Here is a 21,022-nt window from a genome sequence, read left to right as displayed (position 1 = left end):
TTCGCCTGCTTTAATTCCTTTTATGAATACCTGCGAAAAGAATATGTACAGATCCTGAAGAACCATAATGTAAAGGACAAGGATTTCGACATCGATAACTTCTTATATGTCCTGCGGCCCTACTACAAAGGAGGTGAGTTTGACTATCTATTGAATGCCACGGACAACCTGAACATCCTGGAGCAGCGATTCGTGGTCATAGAGCTGGACAATATTAAAGACCATCCCATACTTTTCCCTGTAATTACGCTGCTGATTGCAGAGCTTTTTCTCTCCAAGATCAGGAAATTAAAAGGCATCAGAAAAGTGCTGACGATTGACGAAGCTTGGAAAGCGATTGCAAACTCCGGGATGGCCGGATTTATTCAGTATGCCTTTAAGACTATCCGGAAGTTCAACGGTATACCTAATGTAGTTAGCCAGGAACTGGACGACCTGATCAGTTCGCCCGTAATCAAGGACGCCATTATTAACAACGCGGACATCAAGATCCTGATGGACATGCGCAAGTTCATGAACAAGTTCGATAAGCTGCAGGATGCGCTTGGGATGTCTGATAAAGGCAAAACACAGGTCTTGTCCGTGAATAAGGACAACCGGGAGATCTATATCGACCTCGGAGGACAAGTCATGAAAGTCGTTAAAAATGAACTTTGCCCGGAGGAATATTATGCCTATACGACTGAAGGCAAAGAGCGGGTCAAAGTTCAGGAGTATGCCGACAAGTTTGGCAGCGTGGAAAAAGGCATTACCGCGCTGGTCCAGGAATTAAAAGAAAAAGTTGCTTAATAAATCACCTATTATGAAAACTATCAAATTGATCATTCTTATTTGCTGTGCAGTTATCGTTACCGCCTGCAATAACAGTAAAAACCCTGCTTTATCTGGCGTTTACGTCAACCAATCTCAGGGTGAGTATGGTATGGACTGGGATACCCTGGTCATAAATTCGGTCAGTCTTGCTAACAAAATCTATTCGGTTGAACATCGTGTTGGTTTTCAAAAAATCAGGAGGGGTGAAAGGCAACCGAAAGAATTCAAAATAGAAACCTGGCAGGCGTTTTGGAATTCGGACCAGCAGGTGCTGGCCGAAACTGAATACGGCAGACAAATCAGGGTGTCCCCCGATACGCCGGGGGTATTCTTGAAGAACACCTTGTTCCGGAAGATTAGGTAAGCCCAAAACAACAAGTTAAAGCAATTGACTTCCGCTTTTTAGCGGGAGAAGGGAGGTTATTATGAAAAAATTAAAGCTAATACTGCCTGCAATGATGATGTTTTTGGTTGTGAGTATCCATCCTCAACAGGCCAAGGCTCAGTTTGTGATTGGCGACATCATCAAGCTAACAGTGACCAAGGTGATCAAGGCGATTGACCTCAAGGTACAACGGATGCAAAATCAAACCATCTGGCTGCAGAATGCGCAAAAGGCCCTGGAAAATGAGCTGTCAAAATTGAAACTGTCGGAGATATCAAGCTGGTCAGGTCAACAGCGCCAGCTTTTCGGCAGCTATTATGACGAGCTATGGAAAATCAAATCAACGATCGCTTATTATCAACGAATTAAGGACCTGACTGAAAAGCAGGTTGCTTTGGTTACCGAATACCAGCAGGCCTGGTCGCTGATGAAACAGGATCAACACTTTTCGGCTGGTGAACTGGTCCAGATGGAATCAGTTTATACGGGCATACTTACGGCAAGCGCAAAGAACCTCGACCAGATCATGATGATCGTCAGCAGTAACCAAACCCAGATGTCCGATGAACAGCGCCTGGAACTCATCAACCGTGCCGGGGACAAGCTGGATGATAATTACAGCGACATGCGCCGGTACAATACAGAGAACGAAATGCTGAGCCTGCAGCGCAGTAAAGATTTAGGAGATACCCAAACCACAAAAGCATTATATGGAATCAATTGATCAATCACTCAGAAATTCCGGCTGGCTGAAGAGCAGGTCGAGGTCGCTGCTGGTGTTTACACTTTTTACAGCGATCTATTCCGGAATGGCCGCCACCGTCAAAGCACAAACCTTTGCCGAATGGTTCCAGCAAAACAGCACGCAAAAGAAATACCTTTTGCAGCAGATCGCCGCATTACAGGTCTTTTCTACTTATCTGAAACAGGGTTACCAGGTTGCCCATAATGGGCTGGGGTCGATTTCCGATTCTTTAGGTTCCGAAAACAGCCTGCATACCGCTTATTATAACCGGATGGAAATGGCCGGCGCAGCGGTAAAAAATGACGGACAGGTAAAAGAGATCCTCAGCTGGCAAAATGATATCCTGACCATACTGGGGGGCCTAGACCAGATCGACGGCTTGACCAATGAGGAAAAAAAATACCTGTCAGGTGTTCGCAGCGCGGTATTGAAGGATTGTGACCAGCAAATCAGCACCCTTCAAAGCATTGTCACTGATGGCAAAGTAAAAATGAGCGATGCGGACCGCATCGTCCTGATCGGTAAGATACACGCCGCCATGCAGGAGAATTATCATTTCGCTACCGGGTTTATCAACCAGGCCAAAGCTTACGCGCTACAGCGCAGGCAGGAACAAAAAGATGCTTTGACTGCCAAACAAATGAACGGAGTTAACTAAAAATGATGTTATGAAAACTGCAGCCAGATTATTACTGATCACTGCTCTATCTGTAGCTGGTCTTTTAAAAACGGTGTCCTGCAAGGCACAAGCGCAGGAAATGCAACAGCTGATCCTGGATATCGAGAAACTGACCCAAATGAAAAGTATCCTGACCGATATGAAGACCGGTTACCAGATCTATCAGCAGGGATATGGCAGCATCTCATCTTTATCAAAAGGGAATTTTGACCTGCATAACATCTACCTGACCGGGTTGCTGGCCGTAAGCCCGGCTGTACGCAACTACGGACGTATTGCCGATATCCTCCTGATGCAGGCCAGCTTGATCAAACAATACAAAACACAAACCAGCCTCTTTCACCAGAGCGGCAGCTTTTCCATTGCAGAGCTAAACTACATGAGCGACGTTTATACCAGGCTGGTCAGCCAGACGCTGGATGATATCGGGGACCTGACCAATATTATTACGGCCGGTAAACTGCGAATGTCGGATGCGGATCGCATCAAAGGCATAGACCTGATCTATTCCAGCAGTTCAGATCGGCTACAGTTCCTGCAATCCTTCGGTAACCAGGGTATCACCTTGTCACTGCAACGCAGTAAGGATGCTGCAAACACGCAAACACTTAAACAACTCTATGGCATAAATTAAAAGCAACAGCTATGAAAAAGAAATTCATCAAGACTATGATTTTAATGCTGGCGATCGCATTTATCCCGTCACTATCTCATGCAGCGGGATTAGCCGGCGATATCAAGGGGCTACAAGGCACATTGGATGGAGTATACAATGACATGCTGCCCATGTGCAGCCAGTTGATTGGTGTCGGCCAGGGTATCGCCGGTTTTGGCGCTTTATGGTATATCGCCGCAAGGGTTTACCGCCAGATCGCGAGTGCAGAACCCATCGATTTTTACCCGCTGATGCGTCCCTTCGGTTTAGGCCTCGCTATCTTATTATTTCCAACGGTTATCTCCGTGATCAACGGGGTCATGCAACCGACGGTAAGCGCTACTGGCGGAATGGTCCAAAATTCTGACGCGGCTATCGCCCAGTTATTACAGGCTAAGGAAGCAGCTGTTGAAAAAACGGATACCTGGCAAATGTACCAGGGCGCGGATGGTGATGGTGATCGCGAAAAGTGGTACAAATATACCCATCCAGATGATCAAACCGGGAAAAACGAAGGCATGCTGGCCAGTGTGGGTAACGATATGAAATTTGCCATGGCGAAGGCTTCCTATAACTTCCGCAATACGGTAAAGCAATGGATGTCCGAAGTATTACAGGTATGCTACGAAGCGGCAGCACTTTGTATCAACACCATCCGGACATTTAAGCAATGGATGTCCGAAGTATTACAGGTATGCTACGAAGCGGCAGCACTTTGTATCAACACCATCCGGACATTCTACCTGATCGTGCTGGCTATTCTCGGGCCGCTGGTAATCGGGCTTTCCGTATTTGACGGCTTCCAGCATACCCTGACTTCCTGGCTGGCCAAATATATCAATGTCTTTCTCTGGCTGCCGGTCGCTAACATTTTTGGCGCCATCATCGGAAAAGTACAGGAGAACATGCTGAAGATCGACATTTCGCAGGTCCAGAATACAGGTGATACTTTTTTCAATTCCACCGATACGGCTTATCTCATATTCCTGATCATCGGTATCATCGGCTATTTTACTGTACCCAGTGTAGCCAACTATATCGTTAACGCCGGCGGCGGTCATGGCTTACTGCAAAAAGTAAATACCATGGTTATCAATACCGGAAATTCTACAATGAACGCCGCTTCAACTTTAGGTGGCCGGATGGAACAAGGTGCATCGAATATCCGGAATATGCCATCCGATTTCATGGCCGGTTACAATGGAGCCGGTAAATCCGCAGAATACCAGGAAAAGAAATTATCAGGAAAATAACCATTTATTAAAACGAAGAACATGTTCACACAACTTAAAAACATAGACACAGCATTTAAGCATATAAAGCAGTTCAGCATTTTTCTTATTATCGGCAATGTGCTGACGATGTGCTTCTGCATTTACAAAAGTACCCAGGCAGTTAACCTGGCACATAACCAGGTACATATCCTGTATAACGGAAAACTACTGGAGGCTGTTGCCGCTGACCGTAAAACGAATCTGCCGGTTGAACTGCGGGATCATATCAAAACGTTCCACGAGTATTTTTTCGACCTGAGCCCGGATGATAAAGCCATCCAGGCCAATGTTGGCAAGGCACTTTATCTCGCAGATGAGTCGGCGAAAAGGCAATACGATAACCTCCGTGAATCCGGCTATTTTAACAACCTAATCTCCGCCAACATTTCGCAGGAGATTACGGTAGACAGTACCCGACTGGGAGGAAATCAATGGCCATATCGGTTTACCTGTTATGCAACGGAAAAACTGGTGCGTTCCAGTGGAACGGTTTACCGGAAACTGGTAACCCAGGGAGAGGTCAGGGATATAGCGATACAAACCGACAATAATCCGCATGGATTTCTCATCCAGCATTGGGAAATATTGGCGAATCGTGATACCATCCTTCAAAAATAAGCTTATGCGATTCCTAAATAGAAACCGGGAAGAGGTTAATCCGGGCGCGGAAAGAACCGCCTCCCGCATTGCTGCGCAAATTATCAGGTGGAAAATTTGTGTTGCCGCAAAAATCAACCGCAGGGTAAACAGGTATACCAAAGCCGGGCAACGAAAATTTCTTTGGCTGTTTTGCGCGGTATGGATAGCGGTCATTTGCTTCAACTTCTTTCATGCACAGCAAACAAAAACCATAGGCAGCGTAAGACCAGATTACCTGCCGGTTCATATCGGGCAACCATCCGGCATACCTGAACCTAACAAAAAACCTATTCCAAGAACAGATTCATTAAACACTAAAAAGTAAATACAATGGAAAATCAAAAGCAAGGCGGTCAAGTCCCGCAACATTCACCCGAATTTCAGAAGAAAAGGAAGTTCTATATGGCCATTCCCGTTCTCATCCTTCCATTTCTGACTATGGCTTTTTGGGCGTTAGGCGGAGGTAAAGATGGGTCAAAGGCCGAAGCTGCAGCGCCGCAGAAAGGAATTAACCTGGCGCTGCCTTCTGCCCAGTTCAAGGAAAAAACGGTACCAGATAAAATGGGCATTTATCAATCTGAAAAGAAAGACAGCACCCATACCAAAGATGGTGTGAGCAAATCTTTTATGCAGGCCATGGGCTTTGATCCTAACAAAATCGATAAAGATTCCGCACAGGTGAAAAAGCCGGCGACACAGCTATATGCCAATAACGCCGATAAGCAATCCGCCAACATTCAGGAGAAGCTGGCGCAAATCAACCGGCAGATCAGTCAGCCGCAACCGCAAAGCTATTCACCGGCTCCGCCAGACCCGGAGGTGAAAAGGCTTAATAAATTGATGAAGACGATGAATTCTTCAGGCGGAAATGATCCTGAAATGAAGCAGTTGAATGACATGCTGACGAAGATCCAGGCCATTCAAAACCCGCAATCAGTTAAAGAAAAGCCTAAAAACAAAACGGAAGACACTGCTTTCAAAGCAATCCCGGCAATCATTGACGGCAGGCAAAAAGTGATGAACGGCGGAACGGTTAGGCTTAAACTAACCGATTCGGTAACATTAAAAGGCATTACGCTTCCTAAAGGACAGTTACTGTTTGGGGCCTGCCAGGTTACCAACCAGCGGCTATTGCTGAACATCCAGAACATCAGGATCGGAAAGGACATCCTGCCGGCCGACCTGACGGTTTTCAGTTTGGACGGGATGCCAGGCATCCCTGCGCCAGAGGCAGAGCTATCAGGTGCTGCGGGAGATGGTGCAAACTCAGCGGTTGAAAGCATGCAGTTTTTGAGTATGGACCAATCGCTGGGCACACAAGCGGCGACAGGTGGTATTAATGCAGCCAGGGAACTGTTTAGTAAAAAAGTAAAAAAGATCAGGGTTAAGCTGCAGGATAATTTTGCTGTCCTGCTAAGGGATAACACCCGTAAACGATAAGGCAATGGAAAAAGCAGTGAACCGCGTTCTCCTGGCCTTTAAAAGTTGGGAAGACCGCAAAAAAGAAATCGAACCCCTGCTCAAATCAGGGACGGCTGATGTAACTATGTTATCACGCCTGCAGCTTGACCACTTGCGGCATGCCAGCCATCGTTTACGCTCAACTGCCCGGCCCGACGAAAAGCCATTTATGCTATTGCTCAATAACCAGATTTTTAAGCTCGAAAAGCAGTTATATCCCAACCTGTTACGTAGGATCTTTTCCCAATTGAAAGACAGGCTTTTTGATGGCCCGGCATATTTAAAGAAAGAGCAACTACGGCGGGACAACAATATGGCAAACCTCAAGATACAATTGAAGGAGGCCGGACTCGGTTCCATTGCGGGAAGGCTGGAGCAACACCTCGACGAGGATCAAAAGCATATCCGCGTCCCGCTGGATTGTCAGCTTGGGCCGGAAAAGCGGATAAGCCTCGATCTCCATTTTGAAAAGGACCCTTATGGTGATTTTCAGCTAAACCGTATTGGGGGAAGTTTGCTGCAGAATGGCAAAATTACAAAAGCGCAGGAATTTGAACTCAACGATTGGCCCAACCTTAAGACTAACCAGATCTGGAGCCTGCTGGAAGGACGCGCGATGAAGCAGCAATATACTGATGCCTCCGGCCATGAAAACCACAGGTGGGTAGAACTCGGTCCAAACGGGGTACAGCACTACGACCCGGAACACGCTTTTGATGTTAAAACCGCGCTGGCGGCTATGCCGGCCATCATCCGGAACAAGGAAGAGCTGACCCGCTACCTGGAAAACGGCCAGCAAGTCCCGACCTATTGGAAGCAGGGGAAACAATACCAGAATATTTATGTACAGGCTGATCCTGCTAACCGCTGCATCAAATTGCTGGATGACAAGCTGCGCCCGATCACAGCTGAAAAGCTGAACCAAAACCTCGCAAGGCAAGGTTTCAAAGTCAAAACGCTGGACACAACGGCACAAAAAACAATAAGGAGGGTCAAAAATGGACAGCATCAATAACCGCCCGGCAAGCAGGGATGCGGGCATTAACTTCTATGAATTGAAAACCCAGTTAGCTGATCTTGGCTTTGTCAAACCGGAACTCGTGGACCGTCTGCGGGAAATTGTCCTAAGTGACCGGTCACAATTTTCTATTCAGCACCGCGAAATTTTCGAGGGTCTTGCACTTGACAGCTGGTTCAGCCTGCATCGTAAGGACGCTGATGGACCCATCGTGCTCGATCACTATGACACGGCTTTATATCAACAAGGTACGATGAACATCAGCTACCGCGCTTTTGAGCCGGATACCTCTAAAGAAATGGCCTGCCAGGTACTGGCAAAACAGCTGGCCCAACAATTACCGGAAAGTATGACTATACCCTGGACGCTTGATAAAGTATCTGCTGTTGCCTACCTGACCGAAAATAACCCTCAACAAATCGATTTTTTCAATCAATTAAATTTCAATAATATGAACACACAGAATTTAGATTTCTTAAAGAAAAGCCTGCTGAATCTTGGATTTGGCGAACAGGTAAATGAAGCGTTGGAAAAAAACATCAATAAAAAAGTACCGGAGTTCAACCTGACGGCCAAGCATGAGTTTAACCAGCAAAAGGTGGATTACAACTTGCATTTCAAAGCCGGAGATAACCAGGATATGTACTTCTTCAACAAGTTCGACGCCACCCTGAATAAGGGAAAAGAAAAAGAAATGAACCAAACCTTTTATATTAATAAAGGCAACGGGATCACCGCGAAAGAAGCTTTTAACCTGATGGAAGGGCGCGCTGTTCATAAACAGCTATTTAACAAAGATAATGAGAAATACCAGGCCTGGCTTCAACTGGATAACGACAACCTGACCCAAAACGGCAACAAGGAGATCAAACGCTTCAGTGAAAACTATGGTTTCAAACTGGAAGAGGTTCTTGCGGGCAAAGGCATTAAAGAACTTAATACCCCGGAAGGTACCGAAAATCTATTCCGTTCTTTAAAGAAAGGCAATACTCAACAAATCACTGTTGAGCGCAATGGTGAGGAAAAGAAATATTTTATTGCCGCCAGCCCTCAATTTAAAACCGTTGACCTTTTTGATCATCAAATGAAAAAGATCAAACGAGAAGAATTGCTAAAACCCGAACAAAAACAAACAACCGGCAAAAAGCAAGGTGAGCAGCATTGAGTTTGTCAAGCGACCCTGAAGGTTAAAGATTTGCATATTATCCTGTTCGGTCAACCAACGAATGATAATAAATAGTTATCTATGATTTAAAACTAACTGATTTGATTCGTTGCATAAATACATGATAAACTATTTTACTAAAGTTTTTTTGGTAATGAGGTTATAATGAATAACCAAAGGAGAGCAAAAGTTTATGAGCGGTCGAGTTGGTTCGGAAATATCTTGAGCATAAACTGCGTTTTTGACTTGCTAAGGCTAATTTACAACTATATTTTTTTATTTGCAAGTTAATTCAATGACGCGATGGTGACGGTTTTTCGTTAAGTTTAACATAAATAGTTGTAGATGGAATTAGAAACGGTGATGTAGTCTTTGGCTCCCTATAAGAATTTTATCGCGATTCCGATGACAGCAGCCAAACCGATGATGTAGGATTCTTGCATTTTATTAATATAAATGAGCGCAAGTATGGCAACAATAGCAATCAAAGCTGTAGGAATGTCAATTATAGAACGTAATCCGATGATTATAACCGAACCTACCAATGCACCAATAACAGTAGCAGTGATTCCGTCAACAAATGCTTTGATACTGGCGTTCTTGGCGATCTTCTTAAAAGATGGTGCTAAAGCAACGGTAAATAGATAACACGGCAGAAAAGTCGCTAACGCAGCAACACATGCCCCTGGAAACCCGGCAACCAGGTAACCTATAAATCCTACAGTGATCACTACCGGCCCCGGTGTTACCATAGCAACGGCAACCGAATCTACAAACTGGTGTTCGTTCAGCCAACCAAACTGGTTGACCACGCCGCCATGCAGAAAAGGTACAATAGCCAGACCGCTGCCGAATACAAATGTCCCGGCTTTTAAAAAGAACCATCCCATCTCCTCCAGTTTTTTACCATCATAATGCCAAAAACCTGTACCGACCAATAGTGTTACCGGCAATACAGCAGGTTTCTTCAACCATGGCGGTGGTTCTTTGATCAGCATGTAGCCGATACCGCAAGCAATAAATAATAAGATCTCTTCTTTTTGAGTAATGACGGTAATAATGATACCAGCAATGTAAAACAGCCAAAGCAGCCACTTCGCTTTCATGGCTGGGAGTTCAAACTTACTGATCGACTTTATGGTAAGCTTATAGGCACTCATGCCTATGATGCCGATTACAGCTGCGCCTACACCATAAAAAACAGCCTGCATCCAGGCTAAGCCGCCGTATAACTGGTAAGCCATGCCAAGTAATACGACCATAAAAAACGAGGGCAACACGAAAGCCAGCCCGGTCAAGGTAGCACCAATCAATCCGTAATGCACAAAGCCAATATAAATACCCAATTGCGCAGCCAAAGGCCCCGGTGCTAACTGGGCTAAAGCCAAGCCCTCTTTATATTCTTCCTCGGTCAGCCATCCTTTATTTTCTACGAGGTCACGTTGCATATAACCCACTAAGGCAACAGGGCCGCCAAAACCCCAGGTACCAAGTTTTAAATAATATAATGTGATCTCCCATAGGGAGTATTTTGGCAAGGTCTTTAGGTTTTGTTCTTCCATTTTTTTGACATGGTTATTCCGGGCGGCTGAACCTGCCGTTAGAAATTTTAAGAAATAGATCTTAATTACATTTTCATACCACCCATTCGATCAGGCTTTTTACCCAAAACATCTAAAGCCGCACGGAAACCCTGCGCTAAATCCGCAGCTTTGCCCCGGCCATAATAATGCAGGAATATGATATGCGGATCATCATTCAGCATGTGGCTGTGAACGGCGACCACTTCCAAATCGTGTTGACGAAGCGTTTTGATAACGCCGTTCACCTCTCCCGGCAACATCGCTATGTCACCTGCGATCTGGGCGTCATCCTGCTTGCCTGCAAAAGAAGCCCAGGTATTCAGGCCGATATTGGTCGTCATTTCTACGCCCATCATCATCACTTTCAAATCACTTCGGCCAATAGTGTATTTATAGGTCGGGCCGTTCACCGTACCGGTATATTTAACAATCGCATCCAGGACCGCGATGTCGAAATTTTCCTTGCCTGTAATTGCGGATGGTGCGGATGGAGCAGGCTGATTAGCCGGGAACACTTTGCTGTCGCGAATTGTATCGGCGTACCTTTTTGCAAGTTCGGCTATACTGCCCATCCCTTGAATATGCATATAGAATATTCTTGGTTCCTCGTAAAAGAAGTGGTTATGGATAGCGCTTATTTCCAATCCGTTTTCCTGCGCTGCCGAAATCATCGGGTTAACTTCCTCCTGAAGCAAAACCGTATCGCCCATTACCATAGCTGTTTTTCCGTCAATAGATTTTTTGAAGGATACCCAACCGCCAAACCCAAATGGAATCGGGATCGACGCGCCTTTTATCATCATCTTTAAATCGTTGCGGGGCAAGGCAGTGGTATGAAGCGATTCTGCTTCCTTATAGCTTCCTTTTTTGCCGAGGGCGGTTTCAATAGCCGCGATCTCATCAGGCGTAAGTGCTGGTGTATTACCTAAAGGTAGGGGTCTCGCCTCGCTATGCTGAACCGGTAGTAATAAAGCTGTACCTAAAATGGCAGTTGCCTGAAGGGCTTGTCTGCGAGAAAATTTCTTTGTTTCCATAGTTGATCGTATCTATAATGCAATACTATCTTTTTGTTATGGCCGAAAATAGAACAGCTATTACTAATGGTACAGATTTTACTTTTTTAGCAGAGTTTTGCGGTATTCTGAGGCGGTCATACCCATTTGCTTTTTGAATATCCGGTTAAAGTGGCTCTGGTCGGAGAAGCCTGTCAGGTAAGCGATCTCTGTCAATGGATAGTTTGTTGTTTCCAATAGGTTGGTCGCTTTTTCGATACGGAGTTTCCTGATATAATCACCGAATGAAAGGTTCTCAAAGTATTTGGAAAATTCGCGCGACAAGTAAGAGGGGTTTATCTCCAGGTCATGTGAAGCCTGTTGTAAACTCAAACTCATATTGGTATCAAGCTGATCCTGTATCATTTCCCTAAGTTCTTTTGCCCAGGCTGGCGCTTTTCGGGAATTGTCCTTCAGGTATTTATGGTAAACTTCCAGTAGCATTTGCTCGACGGGACTGCCCTGGGTGTGTTTCAATTGGTGCAGGTGTTTGGCCCAGCTATATAATCCATCATAGATGGTTATCCCTAATTCCAATAATTCGTGGTCATCTTTAATATTAAAGGCCAACCCGGAAAATATCGCTTCCAGACCGGCGGATTGCGGAGCAAAATCGTGCCGGTCGGTATCTGCGCCGCGAACGATAGCTGCAATACGATTCAGCGCCTCATCTTTCAGCTTGTGCTTTTTAACAAAATAATCAAAGCTGCAATGGTCTTCGTAATGGGTGTATTCCACGCCCGGTAAATCGAACGGTGTCGCTCCTAATTCTGCTGCTTTGGTCAGCACCTCTGCAAAGGGTGCATAAATGATCTCCGCGTTCGGGTCAATAAATCGTTTGATCAGCCAGGGACAGGCAATACGGTCGATTTTCGGATGTTCACGGGTGATCCATTTCATAATTACCAATTAATTGCCAAAGTTGTCAATCGGCTTCGGATCAGGAAAAACGATGAACCAAATCAATAAGCGTAGTCAGGTCAAACGGTTTGGCAATATATCCGTCCGCTTTGCAGTTACTGGCTATTTGTTCAATCTTACTGTCTGCAGAAACCAGTATCACCGGAATGCCTTTTAAACCGGGATGTTTTTTAATCTCGGTACACAACTCATGCCCTGATTTGTCGGGAAGCTTTTCATCAAGTAAAATGAGATGAGGCTGTCCTTGTACGATTTCGTCGACCAATGCGGCGAAACGGTAGACAACAACCTCATAGCCCTCGTCTTCGAGAATATACTGCATCATGTCTAAAATATCATGGTCGTCTTCAATAATAATAATTTTCTTAGGCATGATAGTAAGCTGGCACACCAAATATAATCCTTTTAATACTTGATAATTAAATTTTTATTTTAGTAATAAACCAGCCTCCGTAACATGATCCATCGGATAAATAAAAGCCACTACTATGTAATACATACTACACTTTTACTATCTTTGTTGCCGATGATAAAAAGAATCACCTGCGGTTTTTTGGCCTGCCTGTTTTTAACAGGTAGCTTAATGCTGCCTTTGGGCGATTTCTCTTTGTTGCGCGACATTCCTAAAATGTACCAGAATTACACCAAAATAACTTCCGAAGAGGAAGCGGGTGTGATCGACTTTGTTGGTGATTACCTTTTATATGGCAAACAGATCTTCGGGCATAACGAACATGATAAAATACCGGCCAAAGGAAATGAAGTACAGTTCCAACACCAGGCCAGCGCCTTAAATATTGTCTTTTTACACCGGACTATTAACTTAATAACCGCATCAGTTGCTGTGACAACGCAGCCTGTACACACGAGCGTATTTTATACCGGAGATTACACGAATCAGCTTTTCAGGCCGCCGCTCGCCTGATCGTTAGCAAACCTGTAAAAATTTATTATTCCATTTATTCATCTGCCTGGCATCTTTATGTGCGGGCTCAACTCATATTCATGAAAAAGTTTTTCATACTCATGCCCTGTATGCTGTTATCCCATTGGATCATGGCGCAGAATATATTTAAAGCAAAAGTCATTAATGATCAGACCAAAGCTATTCTTAAAGGCGCTACCGCCGTAATACCTGACTTGAAAATATCGGCATCAGCCGATACCAGCGGTCTGATCACTATCCCGAACATTCCAAATGGTAAATTTGAGATCGAAATCACTTATGTTGGTTTTGCCAAAAGTGAAAAGGTTTACAGTTTTCCGCAAACCAACCCGAATCAGGTTATTGAAATCAGTTTGGATTCATCAACAGGGGAACTGGCCGAAGTAACCGTCCAGACTACCCGCACCAATCAGAACCTGCAAGACATCCCGACGCGGATAGAAGCCTTGCCCTTAGAGGAACTGGACGAGAAAAGCACCATGCGTCCCGGCGATATCAAAATGCTATTGGGCGAGACCACCGGTATCCATGTACAGCAAACCTCCGCCGTAAGTGGCAGCGCCAGTTTCCGCATCCAGGGCCTGGATAGTCGCTATACCCAGTTATTACAGGATGGAATGCCGCTGTATGCCGGGTTCTCCGGCAGTTTAAGCTTATTACAGGTCAGCCCGCTTGATTTACGACAAGTTGAGTTTTTAAAAGGCTCCAACTCTACTTTATACGGCGGCGGAGCGATAGCAGGCCTGGTCAACCTGATCAGTAAAGTCCCCGAAAAGGAGCCGGAATTGACCTTCTTGCTAAACCAAACAACGGCCAAAGGTACCGATGCCAGCGGCTATTATAGCCAGAAATGGGAGCATATCGGCACGACCATTTTTGGTTCTTACAATTACAATGGAGCCTATGACCCATCAGGTAATGGGTTTTCCGCTATCCCACAAACCAATCGTTTCACCATTAATCCAAAGGTGTTTCTCTATATGGACGACCGTAACTCTGGTTGGTTCGGTGTTAACACCACTTATGAGAACCGTTTGGGTGGTGACATGCAGGTCATTGCCGGAAAAACGGACAGCACCCACCAGTATTTTGAGCGGAATAAAACATTTCGTTTCTCTACCCAATTATCCTTTACCCATAAAATTGATGAAGAAAGCAAGATTAACTTCAAAAATACCATCGGTTATTTTGACAGGCAATTGGACGAGCCCGGGTTCGATTTGAAGGGCAAACAACTATCCTCGTTTAGCGAATTGAACTACGTACGGAATGGCGAAAAAGCCTCATGGGTGGCCGGTGTCAATTTAATTACAGATCATTTCACCGCACAGCCACCACAAAATGCATTGAGTTATGACCAAACGACGATAGGCGCATTTATACAAAACACCTGGAAAGCTAATAACTGGTTTTCTCTGGAAAGCGGTATCCGTGTGGACGACAATACCCCGGCACCAAGCAAACCATCCAGCGGGCTTTTTATTTTGCCGAGGGTAAATGCTTTATTTAAGATCAACGATCAGCTCACCAGCCGCATAGGCGGTGGCCTTGGCTACAAAATGCCAACATTGTTTAATGACGAAAGTGAGCAAGACGGCTATCAGCATATCCAGCCGCTAAACATCGGCAATACCCAGGCAGAGCAGTCTTACGGGTTGAACGGCGACTTGAATTATCGCAGCGCGTTAGGCGACGAGGCCGTGATCAATGTCAACCAGTTATTTTTTTCAACCAGGGTTGACCATCCGCTTATTCTGCAAAATAATTCTTTTATTAATGCTCCGGGACATCTGCTCTCGCAAGGTGCCGAAACCAATGTCAAACTGGTGATGGATGAACTGGTGTTTTACCTGGGCTACACCTATACGAATACTAAACAATATTTTAACGATCCAACAACTGCACAACCCTTAACACCAAAGAAGCAGTTCAGCTTCGACTCGACCTATGAGATAGAGGGCAGTTTCCGCTTCGGTGCAGAGAGTTTTTATACAGGCCCGCAATTATTAAGCGATGGGACTACCGGCAAAGGGTATATTACGTTCGGATTGTTGGTTCAAAAGATGTGGAAACACTTTGATATATTTATTAATGGTGAAAACCTGACCGACCAAAGGCAAACCAAATGGGGCAGTATTTATACGGGCAGCATCACAAACCCGGATTTTAAGGACATTTATGCGCCATTGGATGGCGTTGTCGTTAACGCCGGGATCAGGATCAAATTATTGAATAAGTAAAACAGAAATTAAACAGAAACAACAGATAAATTCGTTTATCCAAATCTGAAATAATGCTTTATCAAAAATATCCCTTAGTAACCCTGCTATTCGCGGGTTTACTAAATTTTACTGCCTGCAACGCGCAGGATGAGTCCGGTAAACAATTACTGAAGCTGGAAAAAGAGATTGCCTTACCGAATGTAAAAGGCCGTATCGATCATATTGATATTAACCTCAAAGATCAGGTTGCCTATGTAGCTGCTTTAGGCAATAATACACTCGAAGTCGTTGATCTGAAAAACGGTAAAGTAACAGGCTGTATTACTGGGCTGGATGAACCACAAGGCGTGGCTTATGTCGAAAAACACCAGGAGTTATTGGTCGCTAATGGCGGTACTGGCGAGTGCGGTTTTTATAATGCTGTAACCCTTAAAAAGACAGGTAGTATTAAATTGAACGATGATGCGGACGATGTGCGTTATGATGTGGAATCGGATGAAATTTATGTGGGCTATGGAAGTGGGGGTATTGCAATTATTGATGCGGCCAGCCACAAATTGGTTGGCGACATTCCTTTACCTGCACATCCCGAATCTTTTCAACTGGACGCAAAAGCAAATAAATTATGGGTGAACCTTCCCGGCTCAGGCGTGATAGGCGTTGCTGACCTGAAACAATTAAAGCTAATAGCAAAATGGTCAAAACTGTTACCCCGCGCCAACTTCCCGATGGCCTATGACGAGGCGCAGCACCGGATCATCATAGGCTACCGTGTGCCCGCAAAGCTCATTGTTTATGATAGTGAGACAGGAAAGGAAATTTTTAGCGGGCCAATGGTCGGCGATGTGGACGACCTTTATTGGGATGCCAAAAGCAAAACCGTTTATATCAGCGGTGGAGGTGGTGCTGTGGATATTTTTAAGCAAACGAACGATATCACTTATAAACAGATCGCCCACATAAAAACCCGGGATGGCGCACGTACTTCTTTATTGGTTCCTGAATTAGGTGTACTCTTGATTGCGGCAAAGGAAAGTGGCGACCAAAAGGCGGCTTTGCTCGTGTATAACTTAATACACCTTTGATCGCTAATGCGCCGGCAAATAATTTATCCTTTAAACGGCTTTTTTAAATTCAACCAATTTGCCGCCAGACCCTTTGATAAGTTGTACCGCCCAGCTGGTAATGACCACAGCACCGATCAGTCCGCTGATATCATCCAACCAATATAAATTATAGTACCAACCAATGCCGAGCGCGATAATAGCGGTTAAACTCGTCAAACCATCAGCCAACACGTGCAGGTAGGCTGCCCGGATATTATCGTCATGATGGTCATGTCCGTGATGAAGCATTTTTGCACTGATGGCGTTAACGATAAGACCAATTACTGCAACGATAATAGCTTCATAGAATTTTACGGGCACAGGATGGATCAGCCTTTGAATGGATTCTATCGCTATAACCACCGCAATGATTTGTAATACGATGGCACTGGTAAAGCCCGACAGGGACAATACTTTTTCTTTCTGGAAGCTATATTTCCCGGATTGCGCGTATTTCCGGGTAAACAAGTAGGCCAGCCAGGTCAGTCCGATAGCGAAAACATGGGTGGACATGTGCCAACCCTCTGCGGTCAAAGCCATCGAATGCGCATAATACCCGACCACAATTTCAAGGATCATAGTTATCACCGTCAGGTACACCACCCATTTGCTGGTGTTTTCGTAGTCATCCGCATGTTCATGCGGGTCAACGATTTCTTTCACAGATTTTTCGTGGCGTACCGTTTTGTTTTGAGCGATCAATTCCTGTAAATCACCCCGGTCTTCGGCTATCCACTCCGTGCTGACCTCAAGCGGGTTTCTTTTAGACACGGCACTGATTGGTTTGGCCGGGTAACCGATATAAAAAAAACCTAATAACTTGTCTTTGTCTTGCAAGCCGAAGTAAGGTTTTGCCTCCTCAAAGTAGGTAATCCCTGCCGTTGTCCAGTAAGAACCCAAACCGTAGGCTGTTACGGAAAGGAACATATTTTGCACGGCGCAGGCCACCGCTTCGATTTCTTCATTTTCAGGCAGCTTACCTGTTTCGTCACGACGCATACCAATGGAGATTACATGCGAGGACATTAAAGGATATTCCCGCATTTTGCGATGACGGTCTTCATTGAAACTTTCTCCGGCATACTGATGATACAAACTAGCCTGGAGGTCGCCAAAATATTTCAGGCCCTCACCTGTAAATACTTTGAAACGCCAGGGTTCTGTTTGCTTATGATTGGGCGCACGGATAGCATTCTCTAAGATCTGCCGGATGATCTCATCTGGGATATGTTTTCCTTTGATATATTGATAAGGATAAATACTTCGCCGGTGCTTAATAATTTCATTAAGCTGGTCAGTATCATAAGGAGTTTCAAGTTGTGCTTCCATAAATATATTATTAAAACGAAGCTATGGTTTACACACAAATAGCAACAGGTAAAAATCCGGCTTTTTTCGGTATTTTTGACCTATGCCACTTTTCCAGGATATAGAGATCACTATGCGGGAAATTCAAACCTCGGTTTCCCCGGTTCACCGTCATCATTATTTTGTATTATTGTATATCCTGGAGGGAACCGGGGTGCATACCATTAATAATAACCATTACCAATACGAAAAAGGGAACCTTTATTTATTGACACCGGAAGATACACACACGTTCAAAACCCAAACGGTCACCAATTGCTGCATCATAGACTTTACGAAAGAGTTGTTTTCAAAAAGGAACCGTACACAAACCGACCGGTTGGATATCAGCGACTTTTTTAGCCGCATGGAATACATTTTCCATAATCATCAAAATCTTAAGGGCCATATAACAATGGGACAGCAGGAAGCCGCATTGACAGACCAACTGATCCTGCAACTTTCCCATGAAAAGACGTTGCCACGAATTTATAGCGGCATCATTATTCAAAACATCGTTTTTTTACTACTCAATCTGATTGCAAGACTGATCCAGGAAAATATTGCCGGAGAATTGCGGAATGCCGGTACGAAGAACATCATCCATGAAATAACGACCTATATACAACAGCACATCTATGACAAGGAAAAACTCAAGATCGAAAGCCTCGCGAAATCCTTTCATAAGACCGCAGACCATCTCAACCGGTCTTTTAAGCAGCAGACCAGCTATACATTAAAAGCTTACATCAATCGCTATAAACTCAACCTTATCGAAACGCGCCTGCGCTACAGCGACCTGACTATTTCTGAGATCGCCGATGAAATGGGGCTTACTGATGAGAGCCATTTAAACAAAATGTTTAAAAACGGATATGGTCAAACGGCTACCGCTTTTCGTAAATCATTGGCTTAGCCAGCAGGACTAAAGCCACACCTAAAAGCAGCAACGATAAAATCCCCCCGTACAGAAAATCCATGCCCGGGAAATGGCTGCCCGTAAACCCGGCTATCGGATAGGCAATCGCCCACCATAAATGAGAAAAAGCGAAATGGGAACCGTAGACTTTCCCCTGTTCATCGTCGGCTATATTTTCACCGATCAAAGTTTCTGAGGGCATTTCCGCTAAACTTTGTCCTAAACCAGCAAAGAGCCATAGCACCAACATGACCGGGTAACCGACGAAATTGGTTATGGAAATAGTAATGGCCAGTACAAGCGCACCGACGATAAGCGATAATCTGCGTGTTTTAGTTTTATCCAAACTACCTGCAACAAATGCGGCAATACTGGCACCGATACCAAAAGCAGCCATCACCCACCCATAATGCTTATCGGTTAAATGCAGGCCGGTTTTGATGTGTCCTACCGTATTTACCAATATTTGCGCTCCGGCTATAGCCGAAACAAATTCAATAAAGAGAGCGAAACGAATTAATGGATTTTTAAATAGCAGTTTAATCCCTTTAATGGCATCATGCCAAGCCGTAAACGTCTTTTCATTCTGCTTTACCGAATGTTGCAATTTATTAGCAGGAAGCATCAATATTAATATAGCAGCCAGCACAAATGACCCTGCATCGATAAAGAATATTTGCCTTGCCCCAAACCAAACGGCTAATATCCCGGCAAGGCCGGGCCCTAATACACCTAATATCTGAAAAGTCGCCGTTGACAGTCCAACAGCCTGCCGATAATGTGCATTGTCAACCACCTGTGGTATCACCGAACGGTAGGTAGGCGTAAAAAATGCATTAAAAACATTTAGAAAAAACACTAAGACATAAATTTGCCATTCCTTATCGACAAAAGGCAAACAAGCCACAATTGCCATCCTTATAAAATGAGTGGTAACCAAGATTGCTTTACGGCTAATTCGGTCTGCTAAGACACCCGCAAAAGGCGAGAAAATAATAAATGCTGTTACCCGCAGAGTCAATGCGGTTGCCAATATGATAGCGGAACGTTCCTTACCAAATTGGTAGGACAACAGCGCCAACCCTACCCAAGTAAATGCATCACCTAATAAACTTATGGATTCCGCGAAATATAAACCAGCAAATACTCGATTTTTTAATGTCGAAAAAGGCTCAATTACCTTCGATAGCTTACTTTTCATTTAATTAAAATCTTAGCGCTTTTTCCCAAATCATTGCTATATAACAATCAACAGGTTCATTGTTATATTTTGTGGAAGATTTTGAAATGCGTTGAGTTGAACATGAAAATTAGTCAACCTTAGCGAAAGATTATGAGTATTTTATTCGCTATCTGAAAAGTAAGTAGGAAATCGTGTCATACGATTTACAAAGGCTAATTTAAGACTATTTTTTGATTTGGTCAAATAGGCGCTGTTACATATTTGTTATAGTCGAACATTCAAACTATCTTTCGACTACGCTAAAAAATTCAGAATGTTGCCTGCTAACATTAAATTTCAATTAAGAGTAAGCTTATAATTTATTCGTTGTTTTTTGGATGCCTGCTATTTAAACCCCACTGTTATCAAAAAAATCCGTGAAAAAACGGTATATAAATATGATAAATTAACAATAACTTAGCTATGCCATAACCTAAGTTAAGTTATTGCTCTTAAATTCAAAATTTATTCAAGAGCTGTCAGTAGAACCTATAGTTTTTAGTTTTAAACTATCCGCGATGCTAACTGTACAAGTGTGATGAATATTTGTAACTGAGCAATACAAGAATGTAAAAGTCATCGAGATTGGCCATATTCAATTGTTTAGGTGGTGAGGTACTCATTTGCTTATAAACTTTTGATCACTTTTTAAACCATAATGCAAAATTTCGATGATTTTATCAGCAATCCAAGCACTCAAAAAAAGCTAACTGCTATTTCCGAATATTTGGAGGGCTTTATGGTGCTAAGTTCTAATATTAAGCGTCACTATTTTAAGTCAACAAAGGATAACTGAACATTATCAATATTTATTGAGACTATAATAAAGTAGAAACATGACTTGCGGCGGGGTCGAAACAATAGCGTTAA

21 protein-coding genes are annotated in these 21,022 nt (G+C 44.1%); 15 read left to right on the top strand and 6 right to left on the bottom strand.

What is annotated here, in order from left to right; genetic code table 11:
* The 11 genes from KXD93_RS30430 to KXD93_RS30380 all read left to right on the top strand — a co-directional run.
* The coding region (locus tag KXD93_RS30430) for a TraG family conjugative transposon ATPase (protein ID WP_258141337.1) at positions 1-789 on the top strand (789 nt) is incomplete at its 5' end.
* 13 nt (positions 790-802) lie between these two features.
* Positions 803-1,177 carry a hypothetical protein gene (locus KXD93_RS30425; RefSeq protein WP_258141336.1) on the top strand — a complete coding sequence of 125 codons (375 nt, stop codon included), beginning with the start codon at positions 803-805 and terminating at the stop codon, positions 1,175-1,177.
* Positions 1,178-1,238: 61 nt separating this feature from the next.
* Positions 1,239-1,922, top strand: coding sequence for a conjugal transfer protein TraI (locus tag KXD93_RS30420; protein WP_258141335.1), 684 nt, complete (start codon positions 1,239-1,241; stop codon positions 1,920-1,922).
* Positions 1,909-2,601, top strand: a complete 693-nt coding sequence (locus tag KXD93_RS30415) for a hypothetical protein (protein WP_258141334.1) — start codon at positions 1,909-1,911, stop codon at positions 2,599-2,601. Before KXD93_RS30420 ends, KXD93_RS30415 begins: the two co-directional genes overlap by 14 nt.
* 10 nt (positions 2,602-2,611) lie before the next feature.
* Entirely contained in the window at positions 2,612-3,256 is a 645-nt protein-coding gene (locus tag KXD93_RS30410) for a TerB family tellurite resistance protein (protein WP_258141333.1), read from the top strand.
* Positions 3,257-3,267: 11 nt separating this feature from the next.
* On the top strand, positions 3,268-4,530 hold the full coding sequence (locus KXD93_RS30405; RefSeq protein WP_258141332.1) for a TraJ family protein: 1,263 nt from the start codon (positions 3,268-3,270) through the stop codon (positions 4,528-4,530).
* A 21-nt stretch (positions 4,531-4,551) separates the two neighbouring features.
* Positions 4,552-5,169: a conjugative transposon protein TraK gene (traK, locus tag KXD93_RS30400; RefSeq protein ID WP_258141331.1), complete on the top strand. Its 618-nt coding sequence runs from the start codon at positions 4,552-4,554 to the stop codon at positions 5,167-5,169.
* A gap of 4 nt (positions 5,170-5,173) precedes the next feature.
* A complete protein-coding gene (locus KXD93_RS30395) occupies positions 5,174-5,515 on the top strand; it encodes a hypothetical protein (protein WP_258141330.1) in 342 nt (113 codons plus the stop codon).
* 5 nt (positions 5,516-5,520) lie between these two features.
* On the top strand, positions 5,521-6,630 hold the full coding sequence (locus KXD93_RS30390; protein WP_258141329.1) for a conjugative transposon protein TraM: 1,110 nt from the start codon (positions 5,521-5,523) through the stop codon (positions 6,628-6,630).
* A 4-nt stretch (positions 6,631-6,634) separates the two neighbouring features.
* Positions 6,635-7,666 carry a hypothetical protein gene (locus KXD93_RS30385; protein WP_258141328.1) on the top strand — a complete coding sequence of 344 codons (1,032 nt, stop codon included), beginning with the start codon at positions 6,635-6,637 and terminating at the stop codon, positions 7,664-7,666.
* The gene (locus tag KXD93_RS30380; protein WP_258141327.1) at positions 7,650-8,834 is read left to right on the top strand and encodes a hypothetical protein; all 1,185 of its coding nucleotides are present in this window, start codon (positions 7,650-7,652) and stop codon (positions 8,832-8,834) included. Before KXD93_RS30385 ends, KXD93_RS30380 begins: the two co-directional genes overlap by 17 nt.
* A gap of 380 nt (positions 8,835-9,214) precedes the next feature.
* Here KXD93_RS30380 and KXD93_RS30375 read toward each other — a convergent pair whose 3' ends face one another.
* From KXD93_RS30375 to KXD93_RS30360, 4 genes are all read right to left on the bottom strand, one after another.
* Entirely contained in the window at positions 9,215-10,396 is a 1,182-nt protein-coding gene (locus KXD93_RS30375; protein WP_258141326.1) for a chromate transporter, read from the bottom strand.
* A 65-nt stretch (positions 10,397-10,461) separates the two neighbouring features.
* Positions 10,462-11,451, bottom strand: a complete 990-nt coding sequence (locus KXD93_RS30370) for a DUF1259 domain-containing protein (protein WP_258141325.1) — start codon at positions 11,449-11,451, stop codon at positions 10,462-10,464.
* 78 nt (positions 11,452-11,529) lie between these two features.
* Positions 11,530-12,369, bottom strand: a complete 840-nt coding sequence (locus KXD93_RS30365; RefSeq protein WP_258141324.1) for a chromate resistance protein ChrB domain-containing protein — start codon at positions 12,367-12,369, stop codon at positions 11,530-11,532.
* Between the two features lie 40 nt (positions 12,370-12,409).
* Positions 12,410-12,763, bottom strand: a complete 354-nt coding sequence (locus KXD93_RS30360) for a response regulator (protein WP_258141323.1) — start codon at positions 12,761-12,763, stop codon at positions 12,410-12,412.
* A gap of 153 nt (positions 12,764-12,916) precedes the next feature.
* Between KXD93_RS30360 and KXD93_RS30355 the strand changes: the two genes are divergently transcribed.
* The 3 genes from KXD93_RS30355 (at position 12,917) to KXD93_RS30345 (ending at position 16,643) form a co-directional block, all read left to right on the top strand.
* Positions 12,917-13,315 (top strand): hypothetical protein, encoded by a 399-nt coding sequence (locus tag KXD93_RS30355; RefSeq protein ID WP_258141322.1) that lies wholly within the window; start codon positions 12,917-12,919, stop codon positions 13,313-13,315.
* 80 nt (positions 13,316-13,395) lie between these two features.
* Complete coding sequence (locus KXD93_RS30350) at positions 13,396-15,576, top strand: TonB-dependent receptor (protein WP_258141321.1); 2,181 nt, start codon at positions 13,396-13,398, stop codon at positions 15,574-15,576.
* Between the two features lie 53 nt (positions 15,577-15,629).
* Complete coding sequence (locus KXD93_RS30345; RefSeq protein WP_258141320.1) at positions 15,630-16,643, top strand: YncE family protein; 1,014 nt, start codon at positions 15,630-15,632, stop codon at positions 16,641-16,643.
* Positions 16,644-16,673: 30 nt separating this feature from the next.
* Here the strand turns inward: KXD93_RS30345 and KXD93_RS30340 are convergent, their stop codons facing one another.
* Positions 16,674-17,993 (bottom strand): cation diffusion facilitator family transporter, encoded by a 1,320-nt coding sequence (locus KXD93_RS30340; protein WP_258141319.1) that lies wholly within the window; start codon positions 17,991-17,993, stop codon positions 16,674-16,676.
* Positions 17,994-18,075: 82 nt separating this feature from the next.
* Here KXD93_RS30340 and KXD93_RS30335 point away from each other — a divergent pair, with 82 nt between their 5' ends.
* On the top strand, positions 18,076-18,927 hold the full coding sequence (locus tag KXD93_RS30335; RefSeq protein WP_258141318.1) for an AraC family transcriptional regulator: 852 nt from the start codon (positions 18,076-18,078) through the stop codon (positions 18,925-18,927).
* On the opposite strand, the gene KXD93_RS30330 is transcribed toward KXD93_RS30335, so the two are convergent.
* Positions 18,899-20,131 (bottom strand): MFS transporter, encoded by a 1,233-nt coding sequence (locus tag KXD93_RS30330; protein ID WP_258141317.1) that lies wholly within the window; start codon positions 20,129-20,131, stop codon positions 18,899-18,901. The genes KXD93_RS30335 and KXD93_RS30330 overlap by 29 nt on opposite strands.
* Between the last annotated feature and the right edge of the window lie 891 nt (positions 20,132-21,022).

Source organism: Mucilaginibacter phenanthrenivorans, from assembly GCF_024721155.1.
Lineage (GTDB): Bacteria > Bacteroidota > Bacteroidia > Sphingobacteriales > Sphingobacteriaceae > Mucilaginibacter > Mucilaginibacter phenanthrenivorans.
This window is presented reverse-complemented; position numbering and strand designations above follow the sequence as displayed.